Origin of the sequence: Streptomyces xanthii (genome assembly GCF_014621695.1) — a bacterium.
Lineage (GTDB): Bacteria > Actinomycetota > Actinomycetes > Streptomycetales > Streptomycetaceae > Streptomyces > Streptomyces xanthii.
This window is the reverse complement of sequence record NZ_CP061281.1, coordinates 7253162-7264360: the sequence shown is the minus strand read 5'-3', so window position 1 is coordinate 7264360 and position 11199 is coordinate 7253162. Positions and strand designations below refer to the sequence as shown.

Here is an 11199-nt window from a genome sequence, read left to right as displayed (position 1 = left end):
AGGGAGGCCGCACACATGGGCGACGGCGTTACGGATCCCGCACGCCCCGCCCGGGGCGCGGATCCCTCCGTGATCATGCCCGCGGGCGTCCTGCTCGACCTGCTGGGCGTGTGCGCCGTCGTGCTCGACGACCGGGGCCGCATCGTGCTGTGGAGCCCGCAGGCCGAGGACGTGTTCGGCTACTCGGCGGAGGAGGCGCTCGGCCAGTACGCGGCGTCGCTGCTCGTGAGCGACAAGGACCACGACCTGGTCAACGGGCTGTTCGCGCAGGTGATGGCCACGGGCACGCCCTGGGCGGGCGCCTTCCCCGTGGTGCGCCGCGACGGCACCCGCCGCCTCGTGGAGTTCCGCAACATGCGTCTGGAGGACGACGAGGGGGCCGTCTACGCGCTGGGGATGGCCGCCGACCAGTCGCAGCTCAAGGAGCTGGAGGCCGCGCTCGCGCTCTCGGACCAGCTCGTCTCCCAGTCCCCCGTCGGGCTCGCGCTCCTCGACCACGATCTGCGCTACGTCCTGGTCAACCCGGCGCTCGAACGCATCAACGGCCGACCGGCCTCGGACCACATCGGGCGCCATCCGCGTGATCTGCTCACCTCCCTCGACGTCGACGAGATCGAGAGCACGCTGCGCCGGGTCCTGGAGACCGGCGTCCCGGTGATGGACCGGCACGTGGTGGGCCGCACGGCGGCGGCTCCGGACGAGGACCACGCCTGGTCGGTCTCGTACTACCGGCTCGAAGGGGCGAACGGGCAGATCCTGGGCGTGGCGAACTCGGTCGTCGACATCACCGAGCGGCATCGCGCGGCGGCCGAGGCCGAGCGCGGCCGGCGCCGCCTCGCGCTGCTGGCCGAGGCGTCCACCCGGATCGGCACGACGCTGGAGGTCGAGAAGACGGCGCAGGAGCTGGCCGACGTGCTGGTGCCGGGGCTCGCCGACATCGCCGCGGTGGACATCCTCGACGCGGCGCTGGAGCTGCGGCGCGGGGAGGAGGGCGAGGGGCCGCGCCGGTTCCGCGCGCTGGGCTTCGCGTCCGCGTACCCGAACCAGGTGGCCGCGGCGGCGGACCGCATCGGCAGCCTCGCCGCGTACCGGGCCGAGCGGCTGATCACGCGGTGCGCGACGACCGGCCGGCCGATCATGGTGACGCACACGGGCCCGGCGGACCTGGCGCACATCGCGCGCAACCCGGAGGCGGCGCAGCTGCTCGCCGAGGCGGGCGTGCACTCGTACCTCGCGGTGCCGCTGATCGCGCACAACCAGGTGCTCGGGGTCGTCGACCTCGTACGGGCCCGCAATCCGGTCGCGTTCGACGAGGACGATCTGCTGCTCGCCGGTGAGCTGGCGGCGCGGACGGCGATCGCCGTCGACAACGCGCGCTGGCACCAGAGCGTGCGCACGGCCGCCGAGACGCTGCAGCGCAGTCTGCTGCCGGGACCGCTGCCGCCGCTGCACGGTCTCGACGTGGCGTGCCGCTACCAGCCGGCGCAGTCCTCCTCGCAGGTCGGCGGCGACTGGTACGACGTGCTCCCGCTGGACGGCGGCCGTACCGCGCTGGTGGTGGGCGACGTGATGGGGCACGGGATCGACGCGGCGGCGGCGATGGGCCGGCTGCGCACCGCGACACAGGCCTACGCGGATCTCGCGCTGCATCCGGCGGAGATCCTGCACCGGCTCGACCGCACGGCGTTCGACCTGGAGACGCACATCGCGACGTGCGTGTACGCGGTGTACGACCCGTACCGGCACGTGTGCCGGATCGCCAACGCGGGGCACATGCCGCCGGTGCTGATCCCTCGGGGCGGGCCGCCGCGGCTGGTGCCGCTGCCGTCCGGTGCTCCGCTCGGGGTCGGGGGCGTGCACTACAGCACGACCGAGATCGCGCTCGGGCCCGGCGACCGGCTCGTCCTGTACACCGACGGGCTGGTGGAGACGCGGGGCGATCCGATCGACGACCGGCTGGAGCAGTTGCTGCGGCTGCTGAGCGAGCCGCAGGGCTCCCTCGACGAGGTCTGCACCCGCCTTCTGGAGGGGCTGAGCGGTCCCGGGGTCGCGGACGACGTCGCCCTTCTCATCGCCGAGGTGCCGGTGACGGACGGCACGCGCGACGCCGCGTGAGCAGGACGCGGGTTCGAGGATTCGTCTCAGCGTGTGAACCGGGCGGCTCCGGCGCTACCGACAGCGCATGGATCGCGTTGGGGTTGCCGTGGCACCGCTTGCAGTGACGGTTCTGCACAGCGTGCCGCACCAGTGCGGAGACCGGGGTCGCCCGGACGGCAACAGAAGAACGGGGAGTTCAACGTGAGGCTACGTGCCGGCGGCGCGACGTCGCGGCCAGCGCCGGACCCGCGGGAGTCCGGAGGGCTCATCGGCCGGTCCCACGAGAGCGCGGCGCTGCGGCATCTGCTGGGCGCCCACCGGCTGGTCACCGTCACCGGGTTCGCCGGGATCGGCAAGAGCCGGCTCGCGGACTGCACCCTCGGCTCCTGGGACACCTCGCCCTGGCGCCGGATCGTCCGGGTCCGCTGGGACGCCGACGTGACCGGTCCCGCCTCGCTCGCCGAGGCCGCCGCCGCGGCGCTCGGCGCCGCCCCGGGCACGGACCCGCGACCCGCGGACCTGGCCGCCCTGTGCGGCACCGAACGGAGCCTGCTGCTCCTCGACGACGTCGACCCCGTCCAGGCCGAGTGCACCCGCCTCGTGCAGCAACTGCTCATGGCCGTGCCCGGGCTCCGGGTCCTGGTGACCGCGCGGCGGCCCCTAGGCCTCGGCGAGGAACAGGTGCTGCGGCTCTCCGCGCTGCCCGTCGACGTGCCCGCGGGGGCCACCGGTCCGGCCCCCGCGGTCCGCCTCTTCGTCGAGCGGGCCCGCGACAGCGCGGAGGAACTCCTCGCCCGGGACCCGGAGTCGGCGCGCGTCGAGGAGGTGTGCCGGCTCGTCGAGGGCGTCCCGCTCGCCATCGAACTCGCCGCCGACCAGCTCGACCGCTACAGCCTCGACGACCTCGCCGCGCGGCTGCGCCAGGGTCAGGGCTGGCTCACCAGCTCCTACCCCGCGCTGCGCCGCCACCAGTCGGTGCGCGACGCGGTCGGCGCCAGTTACCAGCTGTGCGAGCGGGCCCTGCGCGTCGTGTGGGCCCGCTCCAGCGTCTTCACCGGCTCCTTCACCGAGGCCAGTGCCGTCGCGGTGGCCTCGGGCGGCGGCATCGACGCCCAGGTGATCCCCTCCTGCCTCACCCAGCTGACCGCGCTCGGCGTGCTCCGGGCGACCGGCGACCCGGGCGGGGTGCGCCGGCCCCGCTACCGGATGACGCGCGCCGCGCGCGAGTTCGGTGCCTCCCGGCTGACCGAGGCGGGCGAGTACCCGGTGGCCGCGTCCCGGCGCACCCAGCACTTCCAGCAGGTGGCCGCGCACGCCGGGCGCTGCTGGGACTCCGGCGACCAGCTCGGCGCGGTGCGTCTCGTGCGCGACGAGCAGGACGATCTGCTGGCCACCGCGCACCACGCCCTGGAGCATCCGGACCCCGAGCACACCGACGCCGCGCTCGACACCATCGTCTCCGTCTGGTTCTGGTGGCTCGCCCACGGGCACGCCGCGACCGGCCTCGACCTGCTCGCCCGGCTCCTGCCGCTGTGCGAGCCCACGCGCCCCTCGGCGGTGCGCGGCACCTGGCTCGCCGCGTGGCTCGCCGTCGACACCGACCCGGCGGCCGCCCGCGCCTTCCTCGCCGCGGCCTGGCCGGGCGCGGTGCTGTCCGGCGACGACGTCACCCTCGGCCGCGTCGCCCATGTCGAGGGGATGCTGGCGCTGCGTCAGGGCGACGCCCGCGCGGCCGCGGCGCACTTCGCGGACGCGGCCGAGCTGATCCCCGCGTTCGTGCCCGGCGGTCCGTCCCCGGCCGTCAGCCTGTCCGCCCTGGCCCTGGTCCAGGCCGAGCACAGTCCACGGGCGGCCCTGCGCGCCGCGCGCCGCGCCGTGTCCTGGCCCGGAGTGCGCGACGACGCCTGGGCGAACCTCGTCGCGAACTACGCCCGGGCCCGCGTCGACGCGGCCCACGGCCGCCCGGGGCGCGCCTGGCACCGGGCCCGCCGCGCTCTCGACGCGGGCGCCGCACCACCCGGCCACCCCACGGGCCCGGGCCACACGGCGCTCCTGCACCTGATCGCCGAGCTCGAATCGGGCACGTCCGCGCGCCCCGCCCCCGACCCCCTCTTCGTCCCCCACCCCCGCCCGTCCCACGGCCCCCTCCCGGCCGACACCGCCTCCCAGCACTCCTAGGACGTCCCCACCGATGCGCTCTCCCCGGCCCACCCTCACCCCGCCGCCCCACCAGGTCCGCGAGAAGCAGCGCGGGACGGGCCCACGGCCCACGGCCGACGACGAGACACGTCCCCGACGGCGCACCCCCGCCGGCGACACCCGGGCGATACTCCTCCGCGCCCTCACCCTCGACACGGTCATCCCCACCCAACGCACCGGCAGCGCCGCCGGCCCCGGCACGGACACGGGCACCGACACCTGCACCCGCCCGGACACCGGCACCGACACCACCCGCACCTCCGTCGAAGCAACCCCCCGCACCATCCATCCGCCCACGCCGGAGGCCGCCTTCGACGCCCTGTACGTCTACGCGGCCCCGGGCCTGATCCGTCAGACCCACCTCCTCACGGGCAGCCGCCGCCTCGCCTTCGAGTCCGTCGAGTACGCGTTCCGCAGGGCGTGGGAGCGCTGGCCGGAGGTCGCCCGGGACACCGACCCGGTCGGCTGGGTCCGGGCCGAGTCCCACACCTACGCCCTGTCCCCCTGGCACCAGTTGCGCCGGGTCCCCGGCCGCCCGCTGCCCGCACCGCCGCGGGATCCCGGACCCCGTGCCCTGCTGACGCTGCCGCCGGCCCAGCGCCGCGCCGTGCTGCTCTGCGACGGACTGGGTCTGAGTCCCTCCGAGACCGCCGCCGAGACCGAGGCGGGGACGGCCGCCACCCACGGCCGCCTGCGCAACGCCCGGGCGGTGCTCGACGCGCTCGGTTCCCCGGACCTCGCCGCGCTCCTCGACGACGAGTCGGCCCGCACCGTCCCCCAGCCCTGGTCCGTCCGCGAATCGACCGAGCGCCGCGCACGCGCGCTGACCCGCACCGTGTGGTCCGTCCTCGCCGCCTTCTCCGTACTCGTCGCGGTCGTCATCGCCGTACGATCATGAGGGGACGTAAATGGCATACCAAAACCGGGTTCCCTGGGGACCTACGGACTGGAAGGGGCCGTGATGGACGAGCGGGAGCTGGCGCATCTGCGCCGGTGTGTGGAGCTGGCGGAGGAAGCGCTCGATGCCGGGGACGAGCCGTTCGGCTCGGTGCTGGTGGACGGGTCGGGGAAGGTCCGGTCCGAGGACCGCAACCGGATCGCGGGCGGTGACTCCACCCGGCACCCCGAGTTCGAGCTGGCCCGCTGGGCGGCCGAGCACCTGTCCCCCGAGGAGCGCGCCGGGTCCACGGTCTACACCTCAGGTGAGCACTGCCCGATGTGCTCGGCCGCGCACGCCTGGGTCGGGCTCGGCCGGATCGTGTACGTCGCCTCCTCGGCCCAGCTGTCCGAGTGGCTGACGCGCTGGGGCCGGCCGCTGGGCCCGGTCAATCCGCTGCCCGCCCAGGAGATCGCGCCGGGCGTCACGGTGGAGGGCCCGGTCGACGAACTGGTGCCCGCGATCAAGGAGTTGCACCACCGGTTCGCGCAGCGCGCCGAGCAGTAGAAGCACAGCAGAACGAGGGCGCGCCCCCGACCCTGTGCCGGTCGGGGGCGCGCCCTCGTTCTGCTGCGTACTTCGCCGCGGCTAGGCGGCCGGAGCGGGCTCCGGGTCGGCCTCGGCCACGGGTTCGCGGGCGAGCGTCCGCTCGAACACCGCGTAGGCGACGACCGCGACGACGAGTCCGGTGACCGCGTCGGACAGCTGCGGCGCCCACCAGTGGGCGACACCGCCGGCCGCCGCGCCGACCGCCCAGGCCACGAAGGCCGTCGGACGGACCGTCACGGTGGGACGCCGGTCCATCGCGCCGCGGCCGCCGCGGGCGAAGAACATGTCGGCGATGAGCACACCGCCGAGCGGCGGCACGAACACACTCAGGATGACCAGCCAGCTCAGGAAGTGGTTCCAGACGCCCGCGAGCGCGGCGGCCGTGCCGATGAGACCGAGGACGATCGTCATCAGGCGCATCGTCGTGCCGGTCAGGTGCGACCAGCCCAGGGCGCCGTTGTACAGGCAGTGGCTGCACACGGAGCCGAGGTTGACGAAGACGAAAACGGCCGCGATCACGTTCAGGATCCCGGAGTGCTCGCCGGTCAGGATCGGCAGGAAGTCACCGCCCGCGGTGCCGGCCGAGGCGATGGCGCCCGCCGCGACGACCAGGCCGCCGGTGACCTGGGCGACGAGGCTCGCGATCGGGAACGCGCTGATGGTCGCGAGGACGGCCTGCCGGCCGTTCTTCGACCAGCGGGTGAAGTCCGCGGTCATCGTGCCCGAGTCGGCGAACGTCGCCATGATCGTGGAGACGGCCGCACCGAAGGTGAGCGCGGACGCGCCGCCGACGCCCTGGTACGAGAACACCGAACCCAGATCGTGGTCCCGGGCCACGATCACCAGAGCGATGACACCGGCGATGACGAACAGCGGCGCGGCGACCGCGCCGAGCCAGGACAGCGCCTTGATGCCCAGGTAGGTCAGGCCTATGAAGCCCAGGCCCGCGAGCACGGTGACGAGCTGCTCGTGCCAGCCGAACGACGCGTGCAGCGTCGCGCCGGTGGCACCGGTGTTGAACGCGAACCAGCCGACCACGATCGTGGCCAGGAACGCGGAGGCGACGATGTAGCCGCCGCGGCCGAAGGTGCGCGTGGCCTGCAGCGAGAAGCTCTCGCCGGTGGATCCGGCCCGGTGGCTGAGGATCCCCACGTACAGGAGCATGACGAGGTTGGCCACGAGGATGGCCGCGAGCCCGCGCCAGAAGCCCAGCATGGCGACGACCACGCCGCCGGGGATGGCGTTGGTCAGGATCATCGGGAATCCGAACCAGACGGCCGAGACCGTCAGGAGCGACTTGCGGCGGTCGGCCGGTACCGGGCTGTGCTCGAACTCGTCGTCGAGTTCCCGGTCCGTGGACGTGGCCGTCTCCGCGGCGGAGCGGTTTGTTTTCATCGTGAGTGGGCTTCCGGGTGGGCGCTCTCGCGCGTCAGGAGGAGGTGCCGCCGAACGCCTCGGCGAGGGCGGTGGCGGCCTTGGTGAACGCCTCGGCCGGCGGGTGGGTGATGCCGGCGCCGATCATGCCGATGCCCGCGTCCTTGTGGGCGATGGCGGTGTTGATGATCGGGAGGATGCCGGTGTCGAGGACCTTGCGGACGTCGATGCCGGTGGGCAGGCCCTGGAAGTCGAGGGCCGGGATCGTCACGTTCGGGTTCTGCGCGGTGGTGATCTCACCCATGTCGCGGGTGTAGCCCATGGCCTCGGCCACGGTGCCGCCGACGAGGGCGACGATCGCGGGCGCGGCCGACATGGCGAAGCCGCCGAAGCCGTACGTCTCGGTGATGGCGCTGTCGCCGATGTCGAGACCGGAGTCCTCCGGCTTGTAGCCGGCGAACATCGGGCCGACGACCTTCTGCGCGGGGCCGGTGAACCACTGGCCGGGCAGACCGGCGACGCGGATGCCGAAGTCGACGCCGTTGCGGGCCATGGTGGTGAGGACGGTCGAGTTCTCCACGCCGTTGGCGGCGTCGAGGGCGGCCTTGGCCATGGCCATCCAGGTGGGGCCGGAGAAGTAGTCGGAGGACGCGACGAAGTCGAAGACCTCCTTCTTCTGCTCGGTCGTGAAGGATGACTGGAGCAGACCCGGGGCGAGGGCCTGGAAGAGGAGCAGGGTGCCCGCGCCGTTGCGGTTGTGGCACTCGTCGCCCATGTGGAGGGCCTGCGAGAGCAGCAGACGCAGGTCGACGGGGCCGGTGAACTCGACGGCCTCCTTGAGCATGGGGCCGAAGACGTCGCGCATCCACACCAGGCGGTCGATGACGCTCTGGTCGTTGGCGCCCATCCGCAGGATCTTCGCCATCTGCTCGGACAGGTTGGTGTACGCGATGTTGCCGTGCGTCTCGTTCTTGACGATGTGCACGTACATCGACGCGGAGGTGACACCGGCCATCGAGCCGACGGAGTTCGCCTCGTGACAGGGGCGGAAGGTGATCTGGCCGGAGGCGGCGACCTCGGCGGCCTCGTCGAGGTCCTTGGCCAGGCCCTCGAACACGATGGCGCCGGTGACGGCACCCTTCATCGGGCCGTTCATCCGGTCCCAGGTGATGGGCGGGCCGGAGTGCAGGATCGTGGTGGGCGTCATGCCGGGGACCACGTCGAGCGCGCGGCCGAAGCCGATGAGCATCGGGCGGGCGGACATGATGCGCTCGACGGCCTCGGCGTTGGCGGCGTCGATCTTCGCGGTGAGCTCGGGGCTCGCCTCGAGGGCGTTCAGCGCGCGGGCGGCGTCGGGGTTGCCGCCGCCGGGCGGGGTCCAGTCGAGGGTGGAGACCTGGGCGTTCTGGGCCTTGATGTCCTCGTCGAACATCGCGAGGCCGACGTTGACGACGCTGAGGTCGCCGGCGAACAGCGCGGCGGCGGGCGTCAGTTCGGTGTTCTCGGTGCTCATGCCTGTGCCTTCTTCGCGATCTCACGGGCGAACTGGCCCGTCTCGGTGGAGCTGAGGGTGACGGTCACGCCGGCCGCGCGCAGGGCGGCGGTCTGGGCGGCGACCGAGGGGGTGTCCAGGTCGGTGCCGAGCACGTAGGCGACGACCTCCAGGTGGCGGCCGGCCTCCGCGGCGATGCGCTGGGCCTCCTCGATGGCGGGGAGCGTGGTGCCGACCGGGTCCTCGTGGGAGCCGAAGCCGAGGACGAAGTCCATGACGAGGGCGGCGACCTCGGGGTCCTTGGCCTCCTCGACGATGCGCTCGATGCGCAGGGCCGGGTCGATCATCGGGTGCGGACGGCCGTTGGTGAAGTCGTCGTCGCCGAAGTCGAGGAAGGTGTGGCCGCGCGAGGCGGAGCCGGCCGGGAGGCGGAAGTCGGCGTTCTTCTGGATGTTGGACCAGACGTCGAGACCGGCGTCGCGCACGGCGTACATGGTCTCGTCGCACAGGGTGCCGCCGCAGAACAGGCCGCGGACGTACTTCTGGCCCTCGGCGAGGCGGGCGACGACGGCTCCGGCCGCGGCCTCGGCGTCGAAGGCCTCGACGGCGGCCGGGGCGATGCCGGCGAGCTCGACGGCCTTCTGGGCGGCCTGGAGGCTGCCCGCGGCGAAGTGACCGCCGGCGGCGGTGACCGCTTCCTCGGAGCCGTCGATGAACCAGACGACGACGGGCTTGCCCGCGGCGGCGACCTCGGCGAGGACCTTCTTCTCGACGGAGGGGGCCGGGGGCTTGGAGACGAGGACGATGACGTCGGTGGCCGGGTCCGCGGCGAGCGCGCGGATGCCGTCGACCATCATGATGCCGCCGACCTGCTCGGACAGGTCGCGGCCGCCGGTGCCGATGAGCTGGGAGACGCCGCCGCCGAGCGCGTGCACGCGGACGGAGACCTCCTGCGAGCCGGTGCCGGACGCGGCGACGATGCCGACGTTGCCGGGGCGCACCTTGTTGCCGAAGCAGAGCGCGATGTTGTTGATGATCGCGGTGCCGCAGTCCGGGCCCATCATGAACAGGCCCTTGTCGTGGGCCAGGTTCTTGAGGGCGATCTCGTCCTCGACGGCGACGTTGTCGCTGAACATCATCACGTGCAGGCCGGACTCGAGGGCCTTGCGGGCCTCGCGGGCGGCGTAGGCGCCGTTGACGGCGATGACGGCGAGGTTGGCGCCGGCGATGCCCTCGGCGGCGGAGGTGATGGTGCGGTAGGTGACCTGGCCGCCGTCGGCCGAGGCGGGCGCCTTGCGGGTGAGCAGGCCCTCGATCTCGGCGAGGAGCGCGTCGGTGTCGGCGCCGTCCTCGGCGACGAGGACGACCATCAGGTCGCCGCTCTCGGCGGCCTTCAGCTCGTCGGTGAGCAGGCCCAGGTTGTCCAGGACGCCCTTGTTCATCTCGGTGCCCATGGCGGTGAACGCCTGCTCCACCCCGTCCAGGGCGTTGGCCTTGGTCGAGACGGACATCAGGGACACGGAGTCGAAGTACGTGTTCTTACGTACGACGGCTGTGGTGGTACTCACAGCGAACCTCGCAGTTCTTCTTCCAGGTGGAGTCCGGCCACGAGGCCGGACAGGGTGTCGCTGCCCGAGGTGTGGCCGAAGGCCAGCACGCGACGGGCAGGATCGTTCAGGTCCCACGGCGGCGGACTGTCCGCCAACTGCCGTAGTACGTCGATGAGTTCGGCGCGCGCCCGACCCTCGGCGGCCTCGGTCAGGGTGGCCGCGGCGAGGTCGGTGGTGCGTCCGCGGTGGCCGTCGAGGACGGTGCGGACGGCGGGCGGGAGCGGCGCCAGGGCGCTGCCGGGGAGGGCGGCGACCAGAGTCAGGCCGGCGAGGAAGTCGTCGCCGGCGGGGGTGAGGCCGGGGCCGAGGCCGTGCAGGGCGAGGATGCCGTGCACCGTCTCGACGGCGTCGCCGGCGCGCAGCGCGTCGAGCAGCCGGACGCGTCCGGCGTCGAGGGCGCGGGCGACGGCGCTCTCCATGAGGCCGGCGCCGGGGGCGGCGCCGAGCATGCCGCCGGGGGCGCCGTGGGCACGGTTGTACGCGTCGAGGGCGTCGGCGGCGCGCGCGAGGGCGCCGGGGGCGAGGTGCGCGAGGGAGGGGCCGGCCGGGTCCCAGGGGCGGGCGCCTTCGGCGGTCAGATGGAGGGGGCGGCCCGGGGCGTCGAGAATGAGACGGCCGGTGTCGAACATCACGCTGTGGCCGGCGTCGAGTCCGGTGCCGGTCCAGTCGGGGACGTCGACGACGAGGGTGCGCGGGGCGTCACCCGCGTCGCGGGAGGCGAGGGCGATGAGCAGGCCGTCGGGGGTGAGCAGGTTGACCACGTGGGTGAAGGCGGAGTGGACGGCACCGGTGCCCCGGAAGCCGTACGGGCCGGTGCCTGCGGGTCCGGGAGCGGGCGCGTGCAGGCGCGCGAGAAGGCGCGCGTCACCGGAGTGCGCGCGCAGCCCGAGGGGCTCGCCCTGGCACATCGTCGTGCCCTCCTCACTGCCGCTTCCGGTCTT

At 73.6% G+C, this 11199-nt stretch carries 8 protein-coding genes; 4 read left to right on the top strand and 4 right to left on the bottom strand.

Features of this window, described 5'->3' with window-relative positions; translation table 11 throughout:
* Positions 1-15 precede the first annotated feature (15 nt).
* The 4 genes from IAG42_RS32905 (at position 16) to IAG42_RS32890 (ending at position 5740) form a co-directional block, all read left to right on the top strand.
* Entirely contained in the window at positions 16-2115 is a 2100-nt protein-coding gene (locus IAG42_RS32905) for a SpoIIE family protein phosphatase (RefSeq protein ID WP_188340600.1), read from the top strand.
* 183 nt (positions 2116-2298) lie between these two features.
* A complete protein-coding gene (locus IAG42_RS32900) occupies positions 2299-4275 on the top strand; it encodes an ATP-binding protein (RefSeq protein WP_188340599.1) in 1977 nt (658 codons plus the stop codon).
* A gap of 13 nt (positions 4276-4288) precedes the next feature.
* Complete coding sequence (locus tag IAG42_RS32895; protein ID WP_188340598.1) at positions 4289-5194, top strand: SigE family RNA polymerase sigma factor; 906 nt, start codon at positions 4289-4291, stop codon at positions 5192-5194.
* A gap of 63 nt (positions 5195-5257) precedes the next feature.
* Positions 5258-5740 carry a nucleoside deaminase gene (locus IAG42_RS32890; protein WP_188340597.1) on the top strand — a complete coding sequence of 161 codons (483 nt, stop codon included), beginning with the start codon at positions 5258-5260 and terminating at the stop codon, positions 5738-5740.
* 81 nt (positions 5741-5821) lie between these two features.
* Here the strand turns inward: IAG42_RS32890 and IAG42_RS32885 are convergent, their stop codons facing one another.
* From IAG42_RS32885 to IAG42_RS32870, 4 genes are read right to left on the bottom strand one after another with little or no spacing between them, the layout of a single operon-like run.
* Positions 5822-7177, bottom strand: a complete 1356-nt coding sequence (locus tag IAG42_RS32885; RefSeq protein ID WP_188340596.1) for a cytosine permease — start codon at positions 7175-7177, stop codon at positions 5822-5824.
* 34 nt (positions 7178-7211) lie between these two features.
* The gene (locus tag IAG42_RS32880) at positions 7212-8669 is read right to left on the bottom strand and encodes a YlbE family protein (protein ID WP_188340595.1); all 1458 of its coding nucleotides are present in this window, start codon (positions 8667-8669) and stop codon (positions 7212-7214) included.
* Positions 8666-10216 carry an acyl-CoA synthetase FdrA gene (gene fdrA, locus IAG42_RS32875; protein WP_223206255.1) on the bottom strand — a complete coding sequence of 517 codons (1551 nt, stop codon included), beginning with the start codon at positions 10214-10216 and terminating at the stop codon, positions 8666-8668. Before fdrA ends, IAG42_RS32880 begins: the two co-directional genes overlap by 4 nt.
* Entirely contained in the window at positions 10213-11166 is a 954-nt protein-coding gene (locus IAG42_RS32870) for an oxamate carbamoyltransferase subunit AllH family protein (protein ID WP_188340594.1), read from the bottom strand. The genes fdrA and IAG42_RS32870 overlap by 4 nt, the downstream gene beginning before the upstream one ends.
* Positions 11167-11199: the final 33 nt, after the last annotated feature.

Excerpts from the sequence above, each read along its gene's own strand:
- IAG42_RS32905 (WP_188340600.1), top strand. The coding sequence starts at position 16 with ATGGGCGACGGCGTTACGGATCCCGCACGCCCCGCCCGGGGCGCGGAT.
- IAG42_RS32895 (WP_188340598.1), top strand. The coding sequence starts at position 4,289 with ATGCGCTCTCCCCGGCCCACCCTCACCCCGCCGCCCCACCAGGTCCGC.
- IAG42_RS32890 (WP_188340597.1), top strand. The coding sequence starts at position 5,258 with ATGGACGAGCGGGAGCTGGCGCATCTGCGCCGGTGTGTGGAGCTGGCG.
- IAG42_RS32885 (WP_188340596.1), bottom strand. The coding sequence starts at position 7,177 with ATGAAAACAAACCGCTCCGCCGCGGAGACGGCCACGTCCACGGACCGG.
- IAG42_RS32880 (WP_188340595.1), bottom strand. The coding sequence starts at position 8,669 with ATGAGCACCGAGAACACCGAACTGACGCCCGCCGCCGCGCTGTTCGCC.
- IAG42_RS32870 (WP_188340594.1), bottom strand. The coding sequence starts at position 11,166 with ATGTGCCAGGGCGAGCCCCTCGGGCTGCGCGCGCACTCCGGTGACGCG.